The organism is Sphingopyxis indica, from assembly GCF_900188185.1.
Taxonomy (GTDB): Bacteria; Pseudomonadota; Alphaproteobacteria; order Sphingomonadales; family Sphingomonadaceae; genus Sphingopyxis; species Sphingopyxis indica.
In genome coordinates, this window is the sequence record NZ_FZPA01000012.1 from 30,001 (window position 1) to 54,277 (window position 24,277).

The window sequence follows — 24,277 nt, forward strand, 5'->3', positions numbered from 1 at the left end:
AGCCGGTCGCCGTCGACCACCGGCAGGTGGCGGATTCGCTTCTGCGTCATCTGCGACAGCGCCGCTATGACCGCCATCGACGCCTCACAGGTGACGGGCGATTTGGTCATCACATCGTCGATTCGCCGATCGAGCGCCTCGGGCCCATAGGAAGAGGTCAGCCGGACGAGGTCGCGCTCCGAAAAAATGCCGAGGATCGAATCGCCATCGACCACGGGGACGGCGCCGATCCGGTGCTGCGCGAGCAGATCGACGACCGCGCGCACCGTATCGGTCGGCCGCGCCGAGATGATCGGCCCCGTGCGCCCCTGCAAAATCGCTGCAATCGTCATATCGTCCCGCTCCCTTCGCTTCTCCGGCTTTGAAGCCATATTATCACGATTCGCGGCGATGCCGAAGCGCGGGCGCCAGCTTTCGCGCTTGGCCTTGCCGCCGGCATCGTCCATGACGGCGCCGATGGTCAAGCGCTCCCCCCTCGACGACAAGGGCACCTCGCAAATCGCGTGGGCGCGCTATCGTCGGCTGATGCGCGGCATGACCATTGTGTCCTTCCTCGCGGTCGTCGGGGCGCTGTCCTGGCTGCGCTGGTCGCTGGGCGACGCGCTGACCATCCACATGATCATCGCGACCGCCGCGGGCATCGGCCTGTCGGTGATGCTCGGCGCGGCGCTGATGGGCCTCGTCTTTCTGTCGAGCGGCAGCGGCCACGACGAATCGATCGAGGATCCGTTCGAAGACGACCCGGATTTGAAGCCATGACCGACGCCGTTCACAACCTCCCCTCGCGCCCCGACCCCATCCTGCGCGTCGTGCCGCGCCCCGCCGACATCAACGCCAACGGCCATATCTTCGGCGGCTGGGTCTTGAGCCAGATGGACATTGCGGGCGGCATCGTCGCGGGGCGAATCGCGCAGGGACCGACCGCGACGGTAGCGATCGAGGCGATGGAATTCATCGCGCCGATCCTGCTCGGCGACATCATCTCGGTCTATGCGCATCTCGAAAAGCGCGGGCGCACCTCGATGGGCATCCGCATCGAAGTCATCGCGACGCGCGATCGCGGCGAGACCGAGGTGACGGTGACGCAGGGCCTGTTCACCTTCGTCGCGCTCGACGAGAATCACCGCCCGCGGCCGCTGCCGGCGGATTAATCCGCTCCCTTCACGCGATAGTCGAAGCTGCGGCTGCCGTTCGCCGGGACCGCGACGGCCCAGGTCGGCAGCCCGTCGCGGCGCGGCAGCTTGCGGATGCGCCTGTCGAGCCCCGCGGTGTCATGGACCTCGAATCCCATTTCGAAATCGACCGCGAAGGGATTGGCGTTGGTCACGGTCAGCCGATAGTCCGCCTCGCTGTTTTTCGGCGCGACGTAATTTTCGATGCTGACGCGCACCTGGCTGCTGTCGCCGATCACCAGATTGACCGTCTCGCCGACCGCATGATCGCGCAGCTCACCCTGGCCCGCGAGCAGCGATTCGCCCTGCACGGTTTCGAACACCGCCACCTCGCCGCTCGGCAGCGGCACGCCGAGCGCCGCCGTCTTCCTATTCTCCATCCGCAGCACGATCTCGGCCTCGCGCGCGCCATCTTCGCAGCTCAGACAAGCGCGCAGCCGGTAGATGCGGCGGAACGGCACCGCATCCTTGACCAGCAGCGCGACCTGCTTTTGCCCGTTCGCAGCGACGGTAACCGGAATCGGCACGCGATAGAGCTTGAGATCGCCGAGATTCTCCTGCGCCGCGACGACCGCTGCACGCGACGCCATCGCCCGGTTGCGCGAGCCCGTCACCACAAGCGTATCGGCCATTTCGAGCGCGGGCGCGGGTGCGGGCGCGGGCGGGGCCGGTGGGGGCGGCGGCGGCGGCGGCCGGCCATAGCGGCCGCTTCCCGTCGGGAAGCAGGACAGGCGCAGATAGGGTTGCGGCGGCGCTTCGACGAGATCATCGAAATCGCTTTCGACATTGAGCGTCCCCGCGATCGCCGAAAGCGACGCATCGGCAAAGCTTTCGCCATTGCTGTTCGCGACGGTCAGCCAGGCGAAGAGGTCGAGCGTGCGGCCGTCGGGTGCGACGCGCGCGACATAATTGCTCGCCCAGTCGAAGCCGGTCGCGAGATAGGTCAGCGTCACCGTCGCCCGCTGCGCCGCCGGGCTGCGCGTCGTCACCGACAGCGTCGGCTTCGCGGTGAGTCCCGCCGGCACGCCGTCGTAGACGAGCGATTCGGGAAGCCCCGTGCAACGCAGCGATTCGAACCCGGCGGGCGTCTGCAGCACCACCGCACCGCCCGGCCCCGAACGGATGATCGCGTCTTCCTCGGTGACCTTGCCCGTCGCGCCGTCGGTGCGGCGGAGGTGGACGCGGTTGCCAAGCGACCCGTCGAGCAGGCTCGCGGGCGATAGCAGCGCCGCGTCGCGATTCTTTTGCACCACCCCGCCGGGAAGTCCGGTCACGATCGCGCTCACCGCGACCATGCCTTCGGCGACGCCTTCGAAGCGCAGCCGCACATCGCCTGCGGGCAGGTCGATCGTGCGCGTTTCGGAAATCAGCGCGAAGCCCTGAAGCCAGCGCAAGCCGATGCCGCCGCCCTCACCGCGCTCGGGATCGCGGAAGATGCTGACCGACACCGAATCGGGCGCCGCCGAGGTCACCACCGGCTGCGCGGCAGCGGGCGACGCCGCCGCGAGCAGGAGCAGGGGCAACAGGCGGCGCATCGCCGGTCCGTTCAGTAGCGCGTTTCGAAGGTGGCGGTGACGGTCGCCTCGCCGTTCGCGGGCACCGTCACGCTCCACTGCGCTCCGTCGCTGTCGAGCCGTTTGCTCTTCATGCTTTCGGTGATGATTCGTGTCTCGTCCCAATACCAGTCGAGCCCGCGCTGGGTGAGGTCGAGCGTCACCGGCTCCGCGCGCGCATTGGTCAGGCGGTACGACATCGACGTGCGCCAGACCGTCGACGAGCGCCGTTCGCGCGACACGACCGTCGCCTGCACCTTGACGTCGAATGCCTCGCCGGTCGCAAGGCCGAGTTCGCTGCCCATCGGCGTGTGGCCGATCCGGTTCTCGCCGATGAATTGCGGGTCGCCGCGCAGGTCGCGCTGATAGAAGCGCACCGTCCCCGCGGGCAGTGCGTCGCCGAGCCCGCCGTCGGCGCTCGAGGTGAATTTGATCACGCTCGCCGCGCTCGCGGGCTCGGTCATCGTCTGGAAGCCGCCCAGCGTAAATTCATAGACTTTGCGCGCCGGCACCTTCGACACGTCGAGGAAGCTCACCTGCTTCGTCTGCGCATTGGCGATCGTCGTGCGCTCGGGCAGCGGATAGAGATAATAATCGCCGAGTTGTTCGCGCGGTGCGCTCTCGGTCCCGGCGCTGCGGATATTGGCCTGCGGCCGCGGGCGATAGCGCGGCGTCGCGCCGCTGCCCGAAGGCGTGCCCGCGACGAGCAGGGTGCGCGCGTTGTCGAAGGTCGTGCCGGTGTTGTTGGTCAGCGTGACCCAGCCCTGCACGTCGATCGTCCCCGCCTTTTCGTCGTAGAGCGAGACATAGTCGGCGGACCAGCCGAGCCCGCTGGTCAGATAGGAGAGCGTCGCGGGACGCGTGCCCGCGCGGTCGCTGTCGACGGTGATCGACAGGGTCGGCTTGGCGCGCAGGTTCGGCGGGATCTTGTCGAAAATCACCCGCACCGGCAGCCCGTCGTCGCGCAGCACTTCGATCCGCGATCCGATCTGCAGCACGACGCCGCCGTTGACCGCGAGCACTTTGGCGCGCTCGCTCGTCTGCGCACCGGTCGCGGGGTTGATCCGCAGCAGCGTGATCGTTTCGCCCACTGCCTTTTGTCCATCAGCGCGTTCGGCGAGAGCAGGTCGTAGTCGAAATTCTGTTCGACGATCGCGGTATCGTCGGCGGCGAAGGAAACGGTCTGCGGGCGGATCTGCGCCGAGACGTCGGGAAACTCCTGCCGCGAGCGGCCAGCGGGGATCGCGAGCCGGCGCACGTCCTGAACGAGCGACTGGCCGCCATTATAGATGGTGACCGACAACTCGCCCTGCGCATTGCCCGCGTCCTGCGCGGCGGCGGGACATGCCGCCACCGCGCCGATCAGCATGACCGGTGCGCAAATCCCTGCCAAAGCGCGCATATTCGCCCTCCCCGAAGCTGTGCTCAGGAAAGTCTAGCGATGGGACGCGGAAAAACCAGCCGAAATCGAATGGTTTATACCAAGGTGCGGTGATCACGACCTATGAGGACAGCATTCTGGCGGTTCCCGGCGAGGAACGCGCGAAGGTGCGATGCGGTGCATCGTGCCGAGGGCGTGACGAAGTCCGGGGGCCGCCAGAATGCTGCCCAAAGGGTTGTCGGTCCCGTCCGCTGGACGTCGTCGCAGCGTCGCGACGATGAACCACATCGCCGCTTCCGCTGCTCCTCGCCAGCAAACGGGACCGACAATCCTCATAGGTCGTGATCACCGCACCTTGGTATTATTCGGCGGCTTCGACCCCCGCCGGGCGTGCGACGGTGCGGCGGGTGCGGCGCGGCTTGGGCGCGGGCGTTTCTTCGCCCTCGTCGCCCTCGCCGCCTTCGACGCGGCCGATCGCGGGCGGCAGCGCAGCGCTGTCGATCCCCGCCGCGCCCTCGTCGCCGTCCTGGCTGCGCGCGCGGCGCGGACGGCGCGCAGGGCGCGGAGCGGCTTCGGCGTCGCCCGACGCTTCGGCGCCTTCCTTGTCGCCGTCGCCCGCGTCGCGATCCGAACGTCCGGAATCGCGCTCACGATTGTTGCGGCGCCCGCGGCCCTGCTGGCGATTGCCGCGCGAATCATCCTCGTCGCGATCGCGGTCGCGGCCGCCTTGCGAACGGTTGTCGCTCTCTTCGCGGTCGGTCTCGCTGTCGCTGTCCGTCTCGTCGTGGCCGTCGAAATCCTCGACCCCGCGCACTTCACGGCTGCGGTCATGGCTGCGATCCTGTCCGCCGTGACCCTGTTTTTCTTCCTGACGCGCGCGGAAGTCGCTGTGGACGCGGAAATAGTGGTCGGCGAACTGGAGATAATATTCGGTCTGGACGCGATCCCCGGCAAGCTGCGCGTCGCGCGCCATATTCTTGTATTTCTCGATCATCTGGACGGCGTTGCCGCGCGCCCGGCTGTCGATGCGGTTCGCCTGGTCGACGCCCCCGCGTCCGCCCGATTGCGACCGATTGTTGTTGCTGTTGTTGCGGCCGCGCCGGCGGCCGCTCTGCCGGTTGTTCATGTTCAACTGAAAACTTCCTGTCGAAAAGCTATGCCAAACCCCTTTTGGCCGATCGCGCCGCTTGCGCCGATCGCATCCCGCGTCACCGCGGGTTCTTGCCCTTCACCGCCTCTGCGAAACCATGTCCGCCGGGGCGCTTCGGTTGGGAAGCAGGTCCGCCAGCCCCCTGCGGTGCGTCGTTGCACCGTCGGTGGGACCCCCATCGGGCCTGTGGCTGCCACCTAACGCGCTTTGCGGTCGAAACCAAGCGATTTCTGTCGCAGGCTGGATCAAAGCGTCAGGATCAGGGCACGATCGCGCCCGCCGAGATCGCGGCGGCAATCCACCGCAAAGCCGGCGTTGCGGGCCAGAGCTGCTACCAACATATGCTGACTTGCCCCGATTTCAAGCACCGCCGCCCCGCCGGGCGCGAGGAGGCGCGGCAGGTCTGGGATGATGCGGCGATAGTCGGCGAGCCCGTCGCTGCCGGCGAAAAGCGCGCCCGCGGGCTCGTGCGCCGCGACGTCGGGCATCAGCGCTTCGGTATCGGCGATATAAGGCGGGTTGCAGAGGATGAGATCGAACGGCCCTTCGACCCCGCGCGCCCAGTCGCCGCGCCGGAAATCAGCGCGGTCCTGCATCGCCAGCGCCGCAGCATTGGCGCGCGCATAGCCGAGCGCCTCCTCGCTCGCATCGACCCCGAGCCCCGACGCGGCCGGCCACTCGGCAAGCGCGGCGAGGAGCAAGGTGCCGGGACCGGTGCCGAGGTCGAGGATGGTGCGCGGCGCGGCCGCCGCGAAATGCGCGATCGCCGCCTCGATCAGCGTCTCGCTGTCGGGCCGCGGGATCAGCGCGCCGGGGCCGACGGCGAGGCGGATCGTCCAGAAGTCGCGATAGCCGAGGATATAGGCGACGGGTTCGTGCGCCAGCCGCCGCGCGACCAGCGCCTCGAAGCCATCGGGCACGTCGAAGCGCGCGGGATCGAGCAGCAGCCGATCGCGCTCGACCCCCAGCGCATGCGCCATCAGCAGCTCGGCATCGAGCCGCGGCGTGCCGGATACGGCGGCGAGGCGCGCGGCGGCGTTGCGGAGGGCTGCGCTTGCCTCCCCCTCCCGCTTGCGGGAGGGGGCCGGGGGGTGGGCGCGGTCAGAGTCGTCGGATGCGGACATGCCCACCCCTAGCCCCTCCCCCATGCGGGAGGGGAATCAATTGTCACCCAGCCCCGCCAGCCGCTGCGCCTCGTCCTCGGCGATCAGCGCGTCGATCAGTTCGCCCATCTCGCCTTCCAAAATCTCGGGCAGGCGGTGGAGCGTCAGGTTGATGCGGTGGTCGGTGACGCGGCCTTGCGGGAAATTATAGGTGCGGATGCGTTCGGAGCGGTCGCCCGATCCGACCATCGCCTTGCGCGCCGAGGCTTCGGCATCGTGGCGCTTGGTGCGTTCGAGGTCGAACAGCCGCGACCGCAGCACCTGCATCGCCTTGGCTCTGTTCTTGTGCTGGCTGCGCTCGTCCTGCTGGATGACGACGAGGCCGGTCGGGATATGGGTGATGCGGATCGCGCTATCGGTCGTGTTGACATGCTGCCCGCCCGCGCCCGACGCGCGATAGATGTCGATCTTGAGGTCGCTGTCGTTGATCGCGACGTCGACCTCTTCGGCCTCGGGCAGCACCGCGACGGTCGCGGCGCTGGTGTGGATGCGCCCGCCGCTTTCGGTGACGGGAACGCGCTGGACGCGGTGAACGCCGCTTTCGAACTTCAGCTTGGCGAAGACCCCCTGCCCCTTCACCGAAGCGACGACTTCCTTATAGCCGCCGACCTCGGCCTCGTTCGCCGAGATGATCTCGACCTTCCACCCCTGCATGTCGGCGTAGCGGCTGTACATGCGGAGCAGGTCGCCCGCGAACAGCGCCGCTTCGTCACCGCCGGTCCCGGCGCGGATTTCGAGCATCGCGGCGCGCTCGTCGGCGACGTCCTTCGGCAGCAGCCCAACCGCAAGCGCATGTTCGGCGGCCGGCAGCGCTTCCTCGACCGCTTCGATCTCTTCCTCGGCCATCGCCTTCATCTCGGGATCACCGAGCATCTCCTTCAGCGACACCAGCTCGCCGCGCAGCCGGATCACCTCGCGCGCCGCCTTCGCGACGGGTTCGAGCTCGGCGAACTCCTTCGACGCCGCGACGAAATCGGCGGGCGCCATATCCCCCGTCGCCATCCGCGCCTGAAGGGCGGCGTGACGCTCGATGATCGCGTCGATCTGCTTTTCGGGGATGGTCACCATAGGGCCTTCTCTACTTCGTCATTCCCGCGAAAGCGGGAATCCAGCTGCAACGGCCGTTGACCAAGCGAAGCCGGAAACTGGATCCCCGCCTTCGCGGGGATGACGAAGAATAGACATCAGTGATCTGCCAGCGCACGAATGGTCGCGTCCGCGACGACCGTCAGTTCGCTGTCACCGCGCATATTGAAGTAGGAAGCACCATCGCGCGTCCCAACGGCAATCAACGCGCGCGCGGGTATCTTCCCCGCCTTGTCGAAACGTTTGCGTGGCGAACCGCTCGCAACGATTTCGGTCGCAAAGCCGCGACCGCGCAACGCTGCAAGCGTCCTCATTGCCAGTGCCAGCAGGCCATCATCCTCAACCGCAATCACGAAGTCGATGCGGTTGTCGATCACATCGTCCCCCAACAACATCGCCAGCCGCTCGATCCCCGCCGCCCAGCCGACCGCCGCGGTCGGCGGCCCGCCGAGCATCTCGATCAGCCCGTCGTAGCGCCCGCCGCCGATCACCGTGCCCTGCGCGCCGAGCCGGTCGGTGACGAATTCGAATGCGGTGTGGCGATAATAGTCGAGCCCGCGCACCAGCCGCGCGTTGCGCTGCCACGCGACCCCCGCGGCGTCCAGACCGGCCGTCACCGCGCCGAAGAAATCCTGCGCCTCGCCCGTCAGAAAGGCGTCGATGTCGGGCGCGCTGTCGGCGACCGGGCGGTCGCGCGGGTCTTTGCTGTCGAGGATGCGCAGCGGATTCTTGTCGAGCCGCGCGAGGCTGTCATCGGACAGATCGCTGCGATGCGCCTCGAAATGCTCGACGAGTGCACCGCGCCACGCATCGCGGCTTGCCGCATCGCCGAGCGTGTTGAGCGTCAGCGTCACGCCCTCGGCGATCCCGAGCTCCTTCAAAAGCTGATCGGCGAACACCAGCAGTTCCGCATCGGCGAGCGGGCTGTCGCTGCCGATCACTTCGGCGTCGAGCTGGTGGAACTGGCGATAGCGGCCCTTTTGCGGGCGCTCGTAGCGGAACAAAGGCCCGTGCGTCGCCACTTTCAGCGGCGCGAACTGCTGCCAGCCGTTCGTGATATAGGCGCGCGCTATCCCTGCGGTGAATTCGGGGCGCAAGGTGATCGATTCGCCGCCGCGATCCTCGAACGAATACATTTCCTTCGACACGACATCGGTGGTTTCGCCGAGCGAGCGCGCGAACACCGCGGTCGGCTCGATCACCGGCACCTCGATACGCTTGAAGCCATAGAGGCGGCGCACGCGCTCGAACGTCTCGACGACATGGGCGAAACGGTCGGCGAAATCGCCTAGCATGTCCTGCGTGCCGCGCACGGGCTGCGGCGTCGGGATTCTGGCGGGCTTGTCCTTGCTCATGGCGGCGGCGTCTAAAGGCTTTTCGACGAAACGCAAAGAGTGCTCGCAGAGCCCGCGCTGGACCTCGCCGCCATTTCAAGGCAGTAACGCGCACCATGAAAAACGCACCGTTCGTCGCGGCCGCCCTTCTCGCCGCGCCCCTCGCCCTTCTTCCCGCCGCCACCGACGCCCAGACCGGCAACAGCGCCCCCGGCCTGTCGGTGCAGCCGCACATCGTCCCGCTGCCCGCCGACAAGCCCTATCCGGGCACGATGGTGCTGAAGGTCGATGCAACCGATGTCGCGCGTGGCATTTTCCACGTCCGCCAGACGATTCCGGTCGCAAAAGGAGGCAAGCTGACCTTGCTCTATCCCGAATGGCTGCCGGGCAAGCACGCACCGCGCGGGGCGATCGCCGAACTCGCGGGCTTCAAGGCCAGCGCCGGCGGCAAGACGCTGCGCTGGACGCGCCAGCCCACCGACGTCTATGCCTTCGACATCGACGTGCCCGAGGGGGCGACGAGCATCGACGTCGCCTTCGATTTCCTGTCGCCGACGCGCAGCAGCGAAGGCCGCATCGTCGTCACCCCGGCGATGATGAATCTGCAATGGGAACAGGTGAGCCTTTATCCCGCGGGCACTTTCACGCGGCAGATTCCGGTGCAGCTCGACGTCACGCTGCCGCAGGGGTGGACCGGCGCCGCGGCGCTCGACGGGCTGAAGATCGCGGGCAATCGCTACAGCTATGCACCGACGAGCTATGAAACGCTGGTCGACAGCCCGATGTTCGCGGGGCGCTATTTCCGCAAATGGGATCTCGGCCACAATGTCACGCTCAACGTCGTTGCCGACGAGCCGCAATATCTGGAGGCGAAGCCCGACCAGATCGCGACCCATGCGGCGCTCGTCGGCGAGGCGGTTGCGCTGTTCGGGTCGCGTCCTTTCGACCATTATGACTTCCTGCTCGCACTGACCGACGAGCTCGGCGGCATCGGGCTCGAACATCATCGCAGCAGCGAGAACAGCAGCAAGACCGACTATTTCACCAAATGGGACGATGGCGAAGTGCTGCGCGGGCTGTTGCCGCACGAGCTGACGCACAGCTGGAACGGCAAATATCGCCGCCCCGCAAAGCTGTGGACCCCCGACTATCGCACCCCGATGCAGGACAATCTGCTGTGGGTCTATGAAGGCCAGACGAGCTATTGGGACATTGTCCTCGCCGCGCGGTCGGGGATGCAGTCGAAGGACATGGCGCTCGCGCAATGGGCGACGAGCGCGGCCTGGTATAGTGCGCAGCCGGGGCGCAGTTGGCGCTCGGTCGAGGATACGACGCTCGACCCCGTGATCGCCGCGCGCAAGCCCAGGCCTTTCCCGAGCTGGTCGCGCACCGAGGATTATTACAACGAAGGCTCGCTCGTCTGGCTCGAGGCCGACATGCTGATCAGGGACGCGACCGGCGGCAAGAAGAGCCTCGACGATTTCGCGAAACTCTTCTTCGGCGGGCGCGAGGGCGACTGGGGCGAGGTCGTCTATGACTTCGACGACGTCGCAGCGGCGCTGAACAAGGTTTATCTCTATGACTGGGCGGGCTTCCTGCGCACCCGGCTGCAACAACCGGGCGCGCCGCCGCCGGTCGGCGGGATCGAGAAGGCGGGTTACAGGCTGGTGTGGCGCGACACGCCGAACGCCTATGACAAGGGGCGCATGGCGCTGTCGAAAAGCTATGACCTTACCCATTCGCTGGGCCTGACGATCGACAAGGACGGCGTGGCGGGGGGCATATTGTGGGACGGCCCCGCCTTTCGCGCCGACATCGTCAATGGGACGAAGATCGTCGCGGTGGGCGGCGTCGCCTATAGCAAGGAACGGATCGAGGCGGCGATCAAGGCCGCGGCCGGCGACGGCAAGGCGCCGATCACGCTGCTCGTCGAGCGCGGCGGGCGCTATCGGACGGTCGAGATCGACTATCACGGCGGGCTGCGCTGGCCGTGGCTCGAAAAGGCCGGCAGCGGCCCCGACCAGTTCGACCGGCTGTTCGCGCCGAAACGGGCGCTCTGACGCCCGCCTCATTTGGTCGATTTCGGAGCCTCGCGCGCGCAAAAAGCGCCGCGGGGCTCTCGACTTTGTGCGGTGCAGCGCGCTAAGGGGCGCCGCGATTACAAAAACGAAGGATTTCTCCCATGCGCATCGACCTCATCCCCGCCGGCGACAGCCCGCCCGACAGCCTGAATGTGCTGATCGAGGTGCCGATCGGCGGCGAGCCGGTGAAATATGAGTTCGACAAGGCGTCGGGCGCGCTGTTCGTCGACCGCTTCCTCCACACGCCGATGCGCTATCCCGCCAATTACGGCTTCATCCCGCACACGCTGGGCGATGACGGCGATCCGCTCGACGCCCTTGTCGTCGCGCGCTCGCCCGTCGTCGCCGGCGCGGTGGTCAAGTGCCGTCCGATCGGCGTGCTCAAGATGGAGGATAATGCCGGCGGCGACGAAAAGCTGCTGTGCGTCCCCGTCAACACGACCTTCCCCTATTATGCCGAAGTCGCGAGCTATCAGGACATGCCGCCGATCGTGCTCCAGCAGATCGAGCATTTCTTCGCGCATTACAAGGATCTGGAGCCCGGCAAATGGGTGAAGCTCGGCGGCTGGGGCGATGTCGACGAGGCGAAGGCGATCATCGTCGCGGGAATCGAGCGCGCGAAGGCCAAGGGATTCTGATCGCTTTCGCTGGCCAGAGGCTGATCGTCTTTGGATGAGCCAGACGCGTCAAAGATTGTGTGTCCCCGCGAAGGCGGGGACCCATCTCCGGCCGGTGCAAGATCGGACCGTCGGGAGATGGGCTCCCGCCTTCGCGGGAGCACACGGATTTACTCAGTCACGACGATCATGTGCTAGGATTCTTTGGGCGCCCGCTTCGACCTTGCCGCGGCGGGCGTTTCCTTTGCCGGCGCCTCGGGCAGCGTGCGGACATGCACGTCGCGCTGCGGATAGGGGATGACGATCCCCGCCTCCTTGAACTTGTCCCAGATGCGCAGGAACACCTCGCCCTGGACATTGCCGAGCCCGCTTTCGGGATCGGCGATCCAGATCCGCAGCTCATGGTTCACGCTGCTCTCGCCGAATTCGGTGATCCAGCAAACCGGCGCGGGCGACTTGAGCACGCGGGGCGATTCGGCCGCGGCGTCGAGCATCAGCTGCTGTGCGAGACGCAGGTCGGCGTCATAGCTGACCCCGACCTTCATCCGCACACGCACGTCGCGGTTCGAATAGCTCCAATTCTCGACCCGCTCGGTCATCAGCAGCTCGTTGGGAACGAGGTGCTCCTTGCCGTCGCGGGTGATCACCGACACCGCGCGCACCCCGATCTTGTTCACCCGCCCGACCGAATCGGCGACGACGATCACATCGCCCGGCTTGATCGAACGGTCCATCAGCAGGATGATTCCGGCGATCAGATTGCCGAAGGTCTTTTGCAGGCCGAAGCCGACCGCGAGCCCGAGCGCGCCCGAAAAAACCGCAAAGGCGGTGAGGTCGATGCCGAGCAGGTCGATGCCGATGAAGAAGGCGGCGATGACGATGACGACGCTCGCGATTTTCTCGACGAGCAATTGCTGCGTCGCATCGAGGTCGCGGCCGCCGCGCACCACGCGCCGCACGACGCGGTTGCCGATTCGGACGAGCAGGAAAAGGACGAGGAAGGTCAGCGCGACGTTGATGAGCGTCAGCAGCGAGACATGCATCTTGCCCGCCGAAAAGCCGACACTGTCGAGCCGGTCCTGCAAGAGCGCCAGTCCGCCGACCGCATGCGAAAGCAGGGCGGCGAGCGCGGCCGCCGCAATCAGCAGCGCCGGCACCTCGCCCAATCCGACGCCGAGGACCAGATTGCGCACCGCCGCGGCCGCCGTGAAGGCGACAACCGTGCCGAGCAGCAGCCCGGCATAAGGGTCCCACGGCCACGCGCCCCATCCCACCGCCGCGAGCAGCAGCGCGGTGGCCCAGCCGAGGAGAGCGGGAACATGCGCGGTCAGCGGGCTCTGCGCCTGAATATCGCGGCCATGCAGCCAGTCGGCGACACGCGGACCGAGCCTGCGGCGCGCGACCCAGCCCGCGATCAGCGCGAGTCCCGCGATCATCGCCGCTATGCCGATTTCGGCAATTTGCGCCTCCTCGACGCGCGGAAAGCCCATGCGGACGAGCAGGTCGTCGATCATCCGCCGCCGCCCATCGCGGCAAAGCCGCGTTCGAGATCGGCGATCAGGTCGGCGGGGTCCTCGAGTCCGATCGACAGGCGGACGAGCGCGTCGGGATCGGTCCACGCCGTCGCGCTGCGAATCGCCTGCGGGTCGGCGGGCACCGCGAGGCTTTCATAGCCGCCCCAGCTGAAGCCCAGCCCGAAATGGGCGAGCGCGTCGATGAAACGCGCGCGCGCCGCATCGCCGGCGCCTTTCAGCGTGAAGCCGAACAATCCGCTCGCCCCCGAAAAATCGCGCGACCACAGCCTATGCCCTGCATCGCCTGGCAAACCGGGGTGGAGCACGCGCCCGACCTCGGGCCGCGCGGCGAGCCACTCCGCGACCGCGAGCGCGTTCACGCCGTGGCGCTGAAGCCGCACGTCGAGCGTTCGGAGGCCGCGCAGCATCAGCGCGCAGTCGTCGGGCGAAACCGCCTGGCCGAGCTGATAGGTCGCCTTGCGCAGCCGCGGCCACAGCGCCGGCGTCGCGGTGAGCGACCCCATCATCGCGTCCGAATGGCCGCCGACATATTTGGTGAGACTCATCATCGCCACGTCGACGCCATGCGCGAGCGCCGGGAACAGCAGCGGCGTTGCCCAGGTGTTGTCGAGCATCGTCACGACACCACGCTCGCGCGCAACCCGCGTGATCGCGGGAACGTCCTGCACCTCGAAGGTAAGGCTGCCCGGCGATTCCAGAAAGATCAGCTTCGTTTCGGGGCGGATCAAGTCGCCGATGCCCGCGCCGATCAGCGGATCATAAAAGCTCGTCTCGACCCCGAAGCGCTTCAGCATCCCGTCGCAGAACTGCCGCGTCGGTTCATAGGCCGTGTCGACCATCAGCAGGTGATCGCCCGGCGACAGCAGCGCGAGCAGGCCCGAGGTGATCGCCGCCACCCCCGAGGGATAAAGCAATGTCCCCTCCGCGCCCGGCTCCATTCCGGTCAGCGCGTCGGCGAGCGCCCACACCGTCGGCGTGCCGCGCCGCCCGTAATAGAGCTTGTCGTGCGTCGCGTGCCCGCGCGCCTTCATCTCGGCGATCGAGTCGTAAAGGATCGTCGAGGCGCGCCACACCGGCGGATTGACGACGCCGCCGCCGAGCCGCGGATCGCTCGTCCACTCGGTCCGCCGCCCTGCTCGCACCAGTTCCGTCGCGGGGCGGAAGCGTTCGTCTTTCCGATCGTTCATCGTGCCATTGTTAGCCGACCGCCGGTCAAAATCCAGTGCCGCCCGCGAACCCGAACAGGAAGCCGGCGGCCGAACAGACGGCGAGCAGCGGAATGATGCGGAGGCGCAGCCCGAACAACAGCACGGCCGCGAGCAGCGCGAGCGCCATCGCGCCGAGGTCGGCGCTCGCCATGACGGGAAGCTCCACCGAGGCCCAACCCCAGTCGAAGCGCCGCAATTCGCCGAACAAGGTGTGCAGCGCAAACCATAGCGACAGATTGGCGATGACGCCGACGACCGCGGCGGTGACCGCGGCGAGCGCGCCTTTGGGGCCCGCCGCGCGCTCGAGGCGGTCGATCCACGGCGCCAGCGCGAAGATCCACAGGAAACAAGGGACAAAGGTCACCCACAGCGTCAGCCCCGCGCCGAGCAGGCCCGCGACGAATGGCGTGAACGGCCCCGCGTCGCGCCAGGCCGCGATGAAGCCGACGAATTGGGTGACGAGAATCAGGGGACCCGGCGTGGTTTCGGCGAGCCCTAGCCCGTCGACCATCTCGGCAGGACGCATCCAGCCGAAACCCGCCACCGCTTCCTGCGCCATATAGGCCAGCGCCGCATAGGCTCCCCCGAAGCTGACCAGCGCAAGCCGCGAGAAAAAAGCCCCAATCTCCCACAGCACATGCCCGCTCCCCAGCGTCGCGAGGACGAGCAGCAGCGGCGCCGCCCACGCCGCGCCGCCGACGATCAGCGCCATCGCGCTCTGTCGCCATGCGCGCCGTGCCGAGACCGCCGGCATGGTTGCCGCCGCGGGCGCGAGGGCCAACCACGCGGGCCGCCAGCGCCCCGCCGCCCAGCCGGTGACGAGCGCGATCACGACGACGAGCGGAAAGGGCAGCGCGAAAAGCGCGATCGCGATGAAAGCGGCTACGGCGATCGCGCGCTGGAGCGGTGTCCGGAGCGCCCGGCGCGCGATGCGCAGCAGTGCCTGCACGACGATCGCAAGCACCGCCGCCTTGATGCCGAGAAAGAGCGCCGCGAACCAGCCGAGGCCCGCCGCCGCGACATAGAGCAGCGACAGGCCCAGCATGACGAGCGCACCGGGAATTATGAACAATAACCCGGCGGCCAGCCCGCCGCGCACCCCGTGCTGCCGCCAGCCGATCCAGGTCGCGAGTTGTTGCGCTTCCGGCCCCGGAAGCAGGGTGCAGAAATTGAGCGCGTGAAGGAAGGCCGGCTCGTCGATCCAACGGCGTTCGTCGACGAATTCGCGGTGCATCAGCGCGATTTGCCCGGCGGGGCCGCCGAAGCTGAGCAAGCCGATCCGCGCATAGACGCGAATCGCCTCGATCAGCGTCGGGGTGGGCGGCGCGGACATTGGCGCGCCGGGCGAATCAGGCTGCGCCGGTCGCTTTCGGCGTTGCGGGGTCGGCGCCCCATTCGCTCCAGCTGCCGTCATAGACCGCGACATCCTCCTTGCCGAGCAGATGCGCGCCAAAGGCAAGCACGGTCGCGGTCATGCCGCTGCCGCAGGTCGCGACGAGCGGCTGGCCCAAGTCGACGCCCGCGGCGTCGAACGCCGCCTTCAACTCGTCGCCGCGCTTCCAGGTGCCGTCGGCGTTGAAGAGATTGCCGTGCGGCAGGCTGCGCGAGCCGGGAATATGCCCGGGTGCGACGCCGGGGCGCAGATCGCGCTCCTCGCCGGTGAAGCGCGCCACCGGGCGCGCATCGACGACCTGTTCGCCTTCGAGCCCGAGATTTTCGAGCATCTGCTCCTTGGTGCGCACCGCCTTGGCGTCGCGCCACACGGTGAAGTGGCGGTGGCGGAGCGTCTGCTTGCCCATTTCGAGCGGGCGTCCTTCGGCCTTCCACTTGGCGAGCCCGCCATCGAGGAGCGCGACATCGTGCGCGCCGAACAGCTTCAAGAGCCACCAGGCGCGCGCCGCGCTTTTCAGCGGGCTGTCGTCGTAGATCACGATCCGGCTGCCGTCGCCGAGCCCGAGCGATTGCATGCGGCTGGCGAATTTCTCCGCCGGCGGCGCCATATTCTCGACCTCGCTCGACGCGTCGGTCAGCTCGGCAAGATCCATGAAAACGGCGCCCGGAATATGCCCGGCCTCATATTCGGCGCGCGCGTCGCGCCCCGCATCGGCCAGAAATTTCGTCGCATCGACGACCCGCAGGTCCGATGCCCCCAGTTCGCGTTCCAACCAGTCGGTCGAGACCAAGGCGTCCATGTCATGCTCCTGTTACGACCCGCGGGGAAGCTTCTATCCTCTTCCTCCGCCGGCCATCCTGCTATGGCTCATTCTCTGGGGAAGACGATCAGCCTATGCCCCCACCTGCGCTTTTTCAAGCGCGCGCGAAGCTCTGCCCCAGCCGATGCTGCACTGCAACGAAAAAGGGGCGGGATGGTGCCGCCGGCCGCTATTGGGTGCGCCGCGCCGCGGTCGCGCGCGCCGCCGGGCGATCGAGCGAATAGACGGGGCGGTCGAGCGGCAGCGGCGCGAGCCGGTCGCCCGCCCCCGCCGCCGGCGCGCGGCCGAGCACATAGGCGCCGGCGGTCTGGCCGAAAGCGTCGGCGTCGCCGTCCCAATGATAGGTGACGTCGAGCACGAGCACCGGAACGAGCGCCGGCTTGCCGCCGATCATCAGCGGCTCGATGCTGCCGCGCGGCAAGCTCGCTTCGCTGTTCAGCGTCTCGGTCGCGCCGGGGGCGATGTCCATGCCGTCGCGCAGCACGCTGCCCCCCGCGCCGTCGAAGAAGCGCGCGATCACCGCTTCCTGCATCGCCGATCCCTGGCCGAGCGCGATGCGCACCATCAGCCCCGTCGCGGCGAGCGGCCCGTCGTTCCTGAGTTCGATCGTGAAACCGACCGCGACATGCTCGGCGGTCACGCGAATCGCCCGCACGCCGAGCGCCATCGCGATCTGAGCGCGGCGTTCAGCCGCCGGGCGGGTGACGAGCGGCGACGCGGAGCGCGGCGCGGCGGCCGCCGGCTGCGGCGCGCGAGCCGGCGGCGGGGGCGGTGTGACGGCGCGCGGGGCGGCCGCGCGGACCGGCGCGCGCGGCGGCGCCCCGACGGGCTCGTCGGGCGCGTCGCCCGCGAGCGCGGGGCGGCGGCGCCAGTACCAGAAACCCGCACCTGCGGCGGCGAGCAGCGCGAGAGCCCACGCCCAGAGCGGGGTGCCGCCCCGGTCGGGCGCTCCGGCCGCGGGCGCGACGTCGACAGGCGGCGGAGCGGTTTGCGCATCGTTCGCCGGAGCGTCCACATCGGTCGGCGTTTGGACCGGCTTGGGGGCGGCGGGCGAGGTTTCGGGCGTAGCGGCGGTGGGCGCCTGCGCCGCACCGCGAACTGGAGCGGGCGTGGGCGTCGTGCGGCGTTCGGGCGCCGGGGTCGGCGCAGGCGTCGGGCTCGGGGTGGGCTGCGTCGGCACGATGCGCGGCGCCACCGGCGGCGGTGCCGGGGTCGGCGCGGGGGTCGGGATCCCACGCTGTTCGCCGGGCGCGAGCGGCGGCAGGCCGTTGTCGGCCGGACCCTGCACACCCGACGCGCGCCCGTCATTCTGTTGCGGCAAACGGAAGTCGATCGTTCGGCCGGTCGACGGCGCGGGGGCCGGGGTCGGCGCGGGTGTCTCGTCCTGCTGTGCCCGCGCCGCCAGCGGCGCGCCCGCCAGCACCAACGCCAGCAGCGGCATCGCCGCGAGTCCTCTCGTCCGACCCTGAAGTGTCTTCGTCATCTCTCGTCCAAGCGCCCGGCGCTCTCTTTCGCTGAATCCCGCCGGCCATCGACGGATGACAGCGGCCGCGCGCCGCACTAGACGGTTTCCATGAGTGATTCCAGCCATCCGCCGCTCGCGCCCAAACATCTCGGCCAGACGAGCGAACTTCCTGCCTCACCCGAGCTTGCCGCGCTCGACTATGTGCCCAATCCGCGCGCCGGCGAGCTTTACCTCGTGCGCTTCGCCGCGCCCGAATTCACCTCGCTGTGCCCGGTGACGGGGCAGCCCGATTTCGCGCATCTCGTGATCGACTATGCCCCCGGCAAAACGATCGTCGAATCGAAAAGCCTCAAGCTCTTCCTCGGCTCGTTCCGCAACCATGCGGGCTTTCACGAGGATTGCACCGTCGGCATCGGCCGCCGCCTGTTCGACGAGATGCAGCCCCAATGGCTGCGCATCGGCGGCTATTGGTATCCGCGCGGCGGCATCCCGATCGACGTCTTCTGGCAGTCGGGGCCGCCCCCCGCCGGGCTGTGGCTCCCCGACCAGGGCGTCGCGCCCTATCGCGGACGGGGCTGAGCGATATTTCTACAAATTTTGTCGAATTTCACCTTTTCGTCATGCAAAGCTGACACTAATGTCAGCTTATGACCGCAGCCGCGCACCCGCACGACCATGACATCACCGTCGGTCCCGACGCGATCGACTTCATGGGGCATGTCAACAACGCCCATTATCTGAGCTGGGTGCAGGACGCGGTGCTCGCGCACTGGCGCAAGATCGCGCCGCCCGAGGCGGTCGCCCAGCATCTGTGGGTCGCGCTTAAGCACGAGATCACCTATCGCCGCCCTGCCTTCCTTGACGACCGCGTGATCGCGACGGTGATTCTCGAGAAAGTCCAGGGCGCGCGCGCCTTTTACGAAACGATCATCAGGCGCGGCGAGGACGTGCTCGCCGAGGTCAAGTCGAGCTGGTGCTGCGTCGATGCCGAAACGCTCCGCCCCGCGCGGCTGGCGAGCGAGGTGGTGGCGCGCTTCTTCCCGAACGAGAAAATCTAGAGACTGTCCCGATCAGGAGACATCGTTTCTCACCAAGCTGAACGCCGCTGGCAAAAAAACGTGCATCCCCGTGAAGGTGGAGAAGCATCTCCGGCAGGCAGCAGGAAATGGACTCTCCCCCTTCGCGGGAACACTCGATTCTCAGATGGTGGGCGCTCCACCCTTCGAAGCGCCGCGACCGGTCAGTGTTTACGGGCTTACCGGTTCGTCATTGTCGTCGTCGACCGCGATCCAGATGCCCCCGGCGACGATCGCGAGCGCAAGCACGATCGGCAGCCAGTTCGCGCCTTCCAGCTTGTTCTGACCGTCGGTGGCGGTCACCGCGCGCGTCGCCGTCTGAGCGGGCGCCGCCACGGCCGCGACCGAAGACAGCGATACCGAAACGGCCGCAAGCGCAACCGCGGACTTTTTCCAAAGATTCATCGTGGAGCTCCTTTTGCTAGCCGGACAGAAACGCCGCCGACGGGCAATTGTTCCCCTTTGCGATGATGCAGTCCGTGTCAGGCCGCCTCGAAGCGGATCGGCAGGCGCTTGAGGCCGCCGACGAAGACCGATTCGACCCGCGCCGGCTCGCCCGCGAGTTCGACCGACTTCAGCCGCGGCAACAGCTCTTCCATCAGGATTCGCATCTCCATCCGCGCGAGATGCTGCCCCAGGCACACATGCGCGCCAAAGCCGAAGGCGATCTGCTGATTCTTCGGGCGGTCGGGATCGAAGCGGTTGGGCGCGTCGAAAATATCCTCGTCGCGGTTCGCCGAGACATAGTTCAGCATCAGCCAGTCGCCTTCGCGAATCGTCTGCCCGCCGATCTCGACATCTTCCTTTGCGCTGCGCATGAAATGCTGCACCGGGGTCGTCCAGCGGATCGCTTCCTCGATCAATCCCGCCTTGTCGGCCTCGGCAGCGCGAAAGCGCTCGAACAGCGCCGGGTCCTTCGCGAGCTCCATCATCGCCCCCGCAGTCGACGCACTCGTCGTGTCGTGCCCCGCGGTCGCGACGATCATATAATAGCCCGCCAGCTCGCGGTCGGGGATCTGCCCGCCGTCTACGCTCGCGTTCGCGATCACCGTCGCAATATCCTCGCGCGGACCCGCGCGCCGGTCGGCGGTGAGGGTGCGGAAATAATTTTCGAAATCGGCGATCACGAAATTGAGCATTGCGATCGCCTGTTCGGCGTCCGTGATCGCCTCGCGGCTGCGGTTGAGTTCGGGGTCGGTCGATCCGAACAGCTGCTGCGTCAGCAGCGGCTCGTCTTCGGGCGGCACGCCCAAAATATCCATGATGACGCGCAGCGGATAATGCGCCGCGACATCGCGGGCAAAGTCGCACTCCCCATCAAAGCTCAGCAAATGCTCGACCGCGGCGCGCGCGTGGTGGCGGACACGGTCTTCGACGATCTTCAGATTCTTGGGCATGAACCAGCTCTGGGTGAGCAGGCGGTATTTCATATGATCGGGCGCATCCATCTGGACGAGCGAGCGGATCAGATGCCCGTCGTGGTTCGGCGTCGCGGCGCGCGCCAGCGCCTCGCCGTCGCGATTGGTCAGCACGGTCGGACGGATGCCGTTCGCAAAGCGCTGCGGGTCGCGGCTGATCGCCATCACGTCGGCGTGGCGGGTGACGAGCCAGAAGGGATCGAACGCCGCATTCTCGGCCACCGCGAGCGGCGCATTCGCGCGCGCCCAGGCGAGCTTCTCGTGCAGGTCGTTCCACTCGCCATAGGCTTCGGGTTCGACGACCGCGGCGGCTACCTCTCCGGGCAATATAGGTTTTGTCATTGGGGCGAAACTGCCGCAACGCCCGTCGTCTGTCGAGGGGGATCGTGCGCCCGTCGAATAGCGGCGTTGCCCTCGCCGTGCGCCGCGCCTAGCGCTGTAACTTTATTGCTTGAGTCTGAAATTCCGGGGATAGATCCATGAAAACCGCCACGCGCCACCTGCTGCTCGCCACCCTTTCGTCGCTCAGCCTCGCCGCGACGCCCGCGCTCGCGCAGCAGGCCCCCGACCCCGCGGCCCAGGCCGCCGCACCGCTGCCCGACAGCGTGCCGAGCCAGCTTCCGCGCATCGCGCGCCCGTCGCATTACGACATCGCGGTCACCCCCGACGCCAAGGCGCTGACCTTCACCGGCCGCGCTGCGATCGACCTCGACCTGTTCGCCGCCTCGAACGCCATCACGATGAACGCGCTCGACCTCGATTTCGCGAGCGCGAGCATCGCAAAGCCCGACGGGTCGGGTCGCACTGCGCTGACCGCGACGGTCGACCGCGACGCGCAGACCGTCACCTTCACCGCGCCCGCGTCGCTCGCGCCGGGCCAATATCGGCTGACCACCGATTATACGGGCAAGATCGGCACGCAGGCGAACGGGCTGTTCGCGCTCGACTATCCCGACAAGGTGACGGGCGAGGAGCGACGCGGCCTCTTCACCCAGTTCGAGGCGCCCGACGCGCGCCGCTTCGTGCCGAGCTTCGACGAGCCGAGCTACAAGGCGACCTTCCGCCTCACCGCGACCGTCCCGGCGGGCCAGCTCGCGGTGAGCAACATGCCGGTCGAAAAGGAGACGGCGACCGCGAACGGCATGAAGACCGTGACCTTCGGCACCTCGCCGAAAATGTCCTCCTATCTCCTCTTCTTCGGGCTCGGCGATTTCGAGCGGCTCGCGAAGAAGAGCGAAAGCGGTGCCGAGGTCGGCATCGTGTCGCCCAAGGGGTCGGGCGAACAGGCGCGCTTCGCGCTCGACAGCCTCGGCCCGCTGCTCACTTATTATGGCGATTATTTCGGCCAGCCCTATCCGCTGCCCAAGCTCGACAATATCGCCGGCCCCGGCCAGTCGCAATTCTTCGGCGCGATGGAAAATTGGGGCGCTATCTTCACCTTCGAGCGCATCCTGCTCGACGATCCCGCGATCACCAGCCAGGCGACGCGGCAGGCGATCTATGAGGTGCAGGCGCACGAGACCGCGCACCAGTGGTTCGGCGACCTCGTAACGATGGCGTGGTGGGACGATCTGTGGCTCAACGAAGGCTTCGCGAGCTGGATGGCGACGAAGGTCACCGACCATTTCCATCCCGAATGGCAACCTTTGCTGAGCCGCGTCGGGGGCCGCGAGCACGCGATGGCGCTCGACGCCTATAAAACGACGCACCCGATCCTCCAGACGATCCGCACCGTCGAGGACGCCAATCAGGCGTTCGACGCGATCACCTATCAAAAGGGCGAAGCGGTGATCTCGATGCTCGAGGCCTATGCCGGCGAGGATGTCTGGCAGGGCGGGCTCCGCCGCTACATGGCCGCGCATAAATATGGCAACAGCCGCACCGACGATCTGTGGAATGCGGTCGAGGCCGCGGGCGCCAAGGGACTCACCGGAATCGCGCACGACTTCACCGGTCAGCCGGGCATCCCGCTCATCCGCATGACGAGCTATGAATGCGACGGCGGCACCGGCGTGATCGGTGTCACGCAGGGCGAATTCTCGCGCGACCGGCGTGCGGGCGTCGACGGCGAGGGGCGCCGCTGGAAAGTGCCGATGCTCGTGCGCAGCGTCGGCGGCAAGGACCAGCGCGTCGTCGTCGAAGGCGGCAAGGCGACGATCCGCGTCCCCGGCACCTGCGGCGCGACGATCCTCAACGGCGGCCAGCTCGGCTATTTCCGCACCCTCTACACGGCGCAAGCGCTCGATGCGTTGCGCGCCGATTACAAGGCGATCGCGCCGATCGACCAGCTCGGCCTCCTGAGCGACAATTTCTCGCTTTCGGTCGCGGGCTATCAGCCGATGGGCGCGGCGCTCGACCTGCTCACGGCGGTCCCCACCGACGCCAACCCCTATGTGCTGACCGAGGCCGCCGACCGCTACGAGCAACTCCATGCGATCTTCGACGGCGACGCGGCGAGCCAGCAGGCGATCGCGGTGCGCGGCGCGGCGGCGCTGCGCCCGGCGCTCGCGCGGCTCGGCTTCGATCCGAAGGACGGCGAGCCCGCGCTCGACGCGGTGCTGCGCGCCGACGTGATCCGCGCGCTCGGCACGATGGGCGACGCCGCGGTGCTCGCGGAGGCGCGCCGCCGCTTCGCGCTGCTCGACAGCAATCCGAAGGCACTCGACGGCTCGTCGAAGGGTCTGTGGCTCGACATCGTCGCGACCAATGCGAGCGCCGCCGACTGGGACAAGCTCCACAAGCTCGCCAGTGCGAGCAAGTCGACGGTCGAACGCAGCACGCTCTACACGCTGCTCGGCGCGGCGAAGGACGACGCGCTCGCCAAGCGCGCGCTCGACCTGTCGCTGACCGGCGAGCCCGGCGAGACGACGAGCGCGGCGATCATCGGCCGCGTCGCGCGCAATCACGCCGACGCCGCGGTCGATTTCGTCGAGGCGAACCAGGCGCAGGTCGACAAGCTGATCGACGCCTCGGCGCGGGTGCGCTTCCTCGCGGGGCTCGCCATGGGGTCGGACGATCCGGCGATGATCGCGCGGCTCGAAACCAAGGCCGCCGGCCTGCCCGCCGACGTGCGCAAGCCCTATGAGCGCACGATCGCGGTGCTCAAGGAACGCGCCGAAAGCCGGCCGCGGATCAAGGCCGAAACCAAGGCCTGGCTCGCGGGTCAGTAGAGCATAATCAACTTTGAGTAAAACGCTCGCAAAGGTTCATGTGTCCCCGCGGAGGCGGGGCCCCATCTCCGATCGGTGCAAGATTGAGCCGCCGGGAGATGGGCTCCCGCGTTGGCGCTACGCGCCGCCTTCGGCTCCGCGGGGAGCACACATGCTTCGGAAACAGCTGACCGCGCTCCAGCCGGGCACGAAAGACGCTCAGGCGCGCGCGGCGCCCTCGGGCATCGCGCTCAGCCAGTCGGCGGCGGCGCGGCGCACCATGGCTTTCAGCGCAGCGCCCTGCCGCGCCCACGCCGCCGCGGCTTCGGCGGTCCAGCTTGCCCCCGCCGCCTGCCCCAGCGCGTCGATCGTCATGTCGATGAAGGCGTCATATTCGGCGATCGGCAGCGCGCCATAATTGCGGTGCGTCGCGACGAGTTCGGCGACCAGCGGCCAGACCCATGTCTCGCCCTGCGCAAGCCCATAGAGAATCTGCAACGTCTCGTCGGTCATCCGGCGCGAGGCGGCGTCGAGGTTGAGAAATGCCGCGCGGCGCGCGGGATGGGCGGCAAGGAAACGGTCGAACAGCGCGTGGCGGATGTCGATGCCGGCCTCGGCGACGGCGGCGAGGTTCGCCTCCATCGGCGCGGCATCGCCGCCCCCCGTCATTCGATCA

21 protein-coding genes and 1 pseudogene (1 of these 22 cut by a window edge) are annotated in these 24,277 nt (G+C 67.8%); 7 read left to right on the forward strand and 15 right to left on the reverse strand.

Features of this window, described 5'->3' with window-relative positions; all coding sequences use genetic code 11:
* On the reverse strand, positions 1 to 332 hold the 5' portion of the coding sequence (locus CHB69_RS15005; RefSeq protein WP_089216904.1) for a CBS domain-containing protein. 94 nt of this gene lie to the left of the window's left edge; the window shows 332 of its 426 coding nt (coding positions 1-332); its start codon is at positions 330 to 332; the stop codon falls past the left edge of the window.
* 124 nt (positions 333 to 456) lie between these two features.
* On the opposite strand from CHB69_RS15005, the gene CHB69_RS15010 reads away from it, so the two are divergent.
* Complete coding sequence (locus CHB69_RS15010) at positions 457 to 759, forward strand: hypothetical protein (protein ID WP_089216905.1); 303 nt, start codon at positions 457 to 459, stop codon at positions 757 to 759.
* Positions 756 to 1,151 (forward strand): acyl-CoA thioesterase, encoded by a 396-nt coding sequence (locus CHB69_RS15015; protein ID WP_089216833.1) that lies wholly within the window; start codon positions 756 to 758, stop codon positions 1,149 to 1,151. Before CHB69_RS15010 ends, CHB69_RS15015 begins: the two co-directional genes overlap by 4 nt.
* Here the strand turns inward: CHB69_RS15015 and CHB69_RS15020 are convergent.
* From CHB69_RS15020 to hisS, 6 genes and pseudogenes are all read right to left on the reverse strand, one after another.
* Positions 1,148 to 2,707: a DUF4139 domain-containing protein gene (locus CHB69_RS15020; protein ID WP_089216834.1), complete on the reverse strand. Its 1,560-nt coding sequence runs from the start codon at positions 2,705 to 2,707 to the stop codon at positions 1,148 to 1,150. The two genes, CHB69_RS15015 and CHB69_RS15020, sit on opposite strands and share 4 nt — an antisense overlap.
* 11 nt (positions 2,708 to 2,718) lie before the next feature.
* Positions 2,719 to 4,127: pseudogene (locus CHB69_RS15025) on the reverse strand (DUF4139 domain-containing protein).
* 340 nt (positions 4,128 to 4,467) lie between these two features.
* Positions 4,468 to 5,232 carry a DUF4167 domain-containing protein gene (locus tag CHB69_RS15030; protein ID WP_089216835.1) on the reverse strand — a complete coding sequence of 255 codons (765 nt, stop codon included), beginning with the start codon at positions 5,230 to 5,232 and terminating at the stop codon, positions 4,468 to 4,470.
* Between the two features lie 269 nt (positions 5,233 to 5,501).
* Positions 5,502 to 6,380: a peptide chain release factor N(5)-glutamine methyltransferase gene (gene prmC, locus CHB69_RS15035; protein ID WP_089216836.1), complete on the reverse strand. Its 879-nt coding sequence runs from the start codon at positions 6,378 to 6,380 to the stop codon at positions 5,502 to 5,504.
* Positions 6,381 to 6,416: 36 nt separating this feature from the next.
* Positions 6,417 to 7,484, reverse strand: coding sequence for a peptide chain release factor 1 (prfA, locus tag CHB69_RS15040; protein WP_425442436.1), 1,068 nt, complete (start codon positions 7,482 to 7,484; stop codon positions 6,417 to 6,419).
* Positions 7,485 to 7,603: 119 nt separating this feature from the next.
* Entirely contained in the window at positions 7,604 to 8,860 is a 1,257-nt protein-coding gene (gene hisS / locus CHB69_RS15045; protein WP_089216838.1) for a histidine--tRNA ligase, read from the reverse strand.
* A gap of 95 nt (positions 8,861 to 8,955) precedes the next feature.
* On the opposite strand from hisS, the gene CHB69_RS15050 reads away from it, so the two are divergent.
* Both CHB69_RS15050 and ppa read left to right on the forward strand, forming a co-directional pair.
* Positions 8,956 to 10,899: a M61 family metallopeptidase gene (locus tag CHB69_RS15050; RefSeq protein ID WP_089216839.1), complete on the forward strand. Its 1,944-nt coding sequence runs from the start codon at positions 8,956 to 8,958 to the stop codon at positions 10,897 to 10,899.
* 122 nt (positions 10,900 to 11,021) lie between these two features.
* The gene (gene ppa, locus CHB69_RS15055; protein ID WP_089216840.1) at positions 11,022 to 11,558 is read left to right on the forward strand and encodes an inorganic diphosphatase; all 537 of its coding nucleotides are present in this window, start codon (positions 11,022 to 11,024) and stop codon (positions 11,556 to 11,558) included.
* A gap of 173 nt (positions 11,559 to 11,731) precedes the next feature.
* Here ppa and CHB69_RS15060 read toward each other — a convergent pair whose 3' ends face one another.
* The 5 genes from CHB69_RS15060 to CHB69_RS20215 form a co-directional block, all read right to left on the reverse strand.
* Positions 11,732 to 13,051 carry a mechanosensitive ion channel family protein gene (locus CHB69_RS15060; RefSeq protein ID WP_089216841.1) on the reverse strand — a complete coding sequence of 440 codons (1,320 nt, stop codon included), beginning with the start codon at positions 13,049 to 13,051 and terminating at the stop codon, positions 11,732 to 11,734.
* Positions 13,048 to 14,259: a cystathionine beta-lyase gene (gene metC, locus CHB69_RS15065; protein ID WP_089216842.1), complete on the reverse strand. Its 1,212-nt coding sequence runs from the start codon at positions 14,257 to 14,259 to the stop codon at positions 13,048 to 13,050. The genes CHB69_RS15060 and metC overlap by 4 nt, the downstream gene beginning before the upstream one ends.
* 25 nt (positions 14,260 to 14,284) lie before the next feature.
* Positions 14,285 to 15,613: a chromate efflux transporter gene (gene chrA / locus CHB69_RS15070; protein WP_089216843.1), complete on the reverse strand. Its 1,329-nt coding sequence runs from the start codon at positions 15,611 to 15,613 to the stop codon at positions 14,285 to 14,287.
* A 16-nt stretch (positions 15,614 to 15,629) separates the two neighbouring features.
* Positions 15,630 to 16,472, reverse strand: coding sequence for a 3-mercaptopyruvate sulfurtransferase (gene sseA / locus CHB69_RS15075; RefSeq protein WP_089216844.1), 843 nt, complete (start codon positions 16,470 to 16,472; stop codon positions 15,630 to 15,632).
* 190 nt (positions 16,473 to 16,662) lie between these two features.
* On the reverse strand, positions 16,663 to 17,934 hold the full coding sequence (locus CHB69_RS20215; protein ID WP_245836848.1) for a hypothetical protein: 1,272 nt from the start codon (positions 17,932 to 17,934) through the stop codon (positions 16,663 to 16,665).
* A 132-nt stretch (positions 17,935 to 18,066) separates the two neighbouring features.
* Here CHB69_RS20215 and queF point away from each other — a divergent pair, with 132 nt between their 5' ends.
* Both queF and CHB69_RS15090 read left to right on the forward strand, forming a co-directional pair.
* On the forward strand, positions 18,067 to 18,537 hold the full coding sequence (queF, locus tag CHB69_RS15085) for a preQ(1) synthase (protein WP_089216846.1): 471 nt from the start codon (positions 18,067 to 18,069) through the stop codon (positions 18,535 to 18,537).
* A gap of 68 nt (positions 18,538 to 18,605) precedes the next feature.
* The gene (locus CHB69_RS15090) at positions 18,606 to 19,016 is read left to right on the forward strand and encodes an acyl-CoA thioesterase (RefSeq protein WP_089216847.1); all 411 of its coding nucleotides are present in this window, start codon (positions 18,606 to 18,608) and stop codon (positions 19,014 to 19,016) included.
* Between the two features lie 189 nt (positions 19,017 to 19,205).
* Here the strand turns inward: CHB69_RS15090 and CHB69_RS15095 are convergent, their stop codons facing one another.
* On the reverse strand, positions 19,206 to 19,439 hold the full coding sequence (locus CHB69_RS15095) for a hypothetical protein (RefSeq protein ID WP_089216848.1): 234 nt from the start codon (positions 19,437 to 19,439) through the stop codon (positions 19,206 to 19,208).
* 77 nt (positions 19,440 to 19,516) lie between these two features.
* Positions 19,517 to 20,794: a cytochrome P450 gene (locus CHB69_RS15100; protein ID WP_089216849.1), complete on the reverse strand. Its 1,278-nt coding sequence runs from the start codon at positions 20,792 to 20,794 to the stop codon at positions 19,517 to 19,519.
* A 137-nt stretch (positions 20,795 to 20,931) separates the two neighbouring features.
* Between CHB69_RS15100 and CHB69_RS15105 the strand changes: the two genes are divergently transcribed.
* The gene (locus CHB69_RS15105) at positions 20,932 to 23,622 is read left to right on the forward strand and encodes a M1 family metallopeptidase (protein WP_089216850.1); all 2,691 of its coding nucleotides are present in this window, start codon (positions 20,932 to 20,934) and stop codon (positions 23,620 to 23,622) included.
* Positions 23,623 to 23,820: 198 nt separating this feature from the next.
* Here the strand turns inward: CHB69_RS15105 and CHB69_RS15110 are convergent, their stop codons facing one another.
* Positions 23,821 to 24,270, reverse strand: coding sequence for a hypothetical protein (locus CHB69_RS15110; RefSeq protein WP_089216851.1), 450 nt, complete (start codon positions 24,268 to 24,270; stop codon positions 23,821 to 23,823).
* Positions 24,271 to 24,277 lie beyond the last annotated feature (7 nt).

What these genes read in the sequence shown, in the direction of transcription:
- CHB69_RS15010 (WP_089216905.1), top strand. Translation starts at nt 457, where the DNA reads ATGGTCAAGCGCTCCCCCCTCGACGACAAGGGCACCTCGCAAATCGCG.
- CHB69_RS15015 (WP_089216833.1), top strand. Translation starts at nt 756, where the DNA reads ATGACCGACGCCGTTCACAACCTCCCCTCGCGCCCCGACCCCATCCTG.
- CHB69_RS15020 (WP_089216834.1), bottom strand. Translation starts at nt 2,707, where the DNA reads ATGCGCCGCCTGTTGCCCCTGCTCCTGCTCGCGGCGGCGTCGCCCGCT.
- CHB69_RS15030 (WP_089216835.1), bottom strand. Translation starts at nt 5,232, where the DNA reads ATGAACAACCGGCAGAGCGGCCGCCGGCGCGGCCGCAACAACAGCAAC.
- prmC (WP_089216836.1), bottom strand. Translation starts at nt 6,380, where the DNA reads ATGTCCGCATCCGACGACTCTGACCGCGCCCACCCCCCGGCCCCCTCC.
- hisS (WP_089216838.1), bottom strand. Translation starts at nt 8,860, where the DNA reads ATGAGCAAGGACAAGCCCGCCAGAATCCCGACGCCGCAGCCCGTGCGC.
- CHB69_RS15050 (WP_089216839.1), top strand. Translation starts at nt 8,956, where the DNA reads ATGAAAAACGCACCGTTCGTCGCGGCCGCCCTTCTCGCCGCGCCCCTC.
- ppa (WP_089216840.1), top strand. Translation starts at nt 11,022, where the DNA reads ATGCGCATCGACCTCATCCCCGCCGGCGACAGCCCGCCCGACAGCCTG.
- CHB69_RS15060 (WP_089216841.1), bottom strand. Translation starts at nt 13,051, where the DNA reads ATGATCGACGACCTGCTCGTCCGCATGGGCTTTCCGCGCGTCGAGGAG.
- metC (WP_089216842.1), bottom strand. Translation starts at nt 14,259, where the DNA reads ATGAACGATCGGAAAGACGAACGCTTCCGCCCCGCGACGGAACTGGTG.
- chrA (WP_089216843.1), bottom strand. Translation starts at nt 15,613, where the DNA reads ATGTCCGCGCCGCCCACCCCGACGCTGATCGAGGCGATTCGCGTCTAT.
- sseA (WP_089216844.1), bottom strand. Translation starts at nt 16,472, where the DNA reads ATGGACGCCTTGGTCTCGACCGACTGGTTGGAACGCGAACTGGGGGCA.
- CHB69_RS20215 (WP_245836848.1), bottom strand. Translation starts at nt 17,934, where the DNA reads ATGCCGCTGCTGGCGTTGGTGCTGGCGGGCGCGCCGCTGGCGGCGCGG.
- queF (WP_089216846.1), top strand. Translation starts at nt 18,067, where the DNA reads ATGAGTGATTCCAGCCATCCGCCGCTCGCGCCCAAACATCTCGGCCAG.
- CHB69_RS15090 (WP_089216847.1), top strand. Translation starts at nt 18,606, where the DNA reads ATGACCGCAGCCGCGCACCCGCACGACCATGACATCACCGTCGGTCCC.
- CHB69_RS15095 (WP_089216848.1), bottom strand. Translation starts at nt 19,439, where the DNA reads ATGAATCTTTGGAAAAAGTCCGCGGTTGCGCTTGCGGCCGTTTCGGTA.
- CHB69_RS15100 (WP_089216849.1), bottom strand. Translation starts at nt 20,794, where the DNA reads ATGACAAAACCTATATTGCCCGGAGAGGTAGCCGCCGCGGTCGTCGAA.
- CHB69_RS15105 (WP_089216850.1), top strand. Translation starts at nt 20,932, where the DNA reads ATGAAAACCGCCACGCGCCACCTGCTGCTCGCCACCCTTTCGTCGCTC.
- CHB69_RS15110 (WP_089216851.1), bottom strand. Translation starts at nt 24,270, where the DNA reads ATGACGGGGGGCGGCGATGCCGCGCCGATGGAGGCGAACCTCGCCGCC.